The following is a 269-nucleotide window of genomic DNA, read 5'->3' as shown; positions in this document are numbered from 1 at the left end:
CTTGCAACGTGTTGCTGTCCACCTTGCTGCCGTCGACCACCTTGTACGCCACCTGGGCAATCGCGGGATTGGTCTGAGCGTACGCGACAGGCAGCACGACGAAAAGGACCGGCAACGCCGCCCCCAACAAGATTGATCGGCCTTTCATATGCAGATGTCTCCTCGATCCTCGGGAAAGGGCCGCGCCGGCTGCTTCGTGCAGCGACGCGGACCCATGACTCAATTGAACCAACTGTTATTGAACCAGCCGTTGATTAACCGCCGGCACC

The 269-nt window shown here is 59.5% G+C and carries 1 pseudogene; it reads right to left on the bottom strand.

Annotation, left to right across the window (positions count from 1 at the left end):
- Positions 1-148 (bottom strand): annotated as a pseudogene (locus SB822_RS57540) (methanol dehydrogenase); the annotation flags it as partial.
- Positions 149-269: the final 121 nt, after the last annotated feature.

Origin of the sequence: Paraburkholderia sp. SIMBA_054 (assembly GCF_046534875.1) — a bacterium.
GTDB lineage: Bacteria > Pseudomonadota > Gammaproteobacteria > Burkholderiales > Burkholderiaceae > Paraburkholderia > Paraburkholderia hospita.
This window is presented reverse-complemented; position numbering and strand designations above follow the sequence as displayed.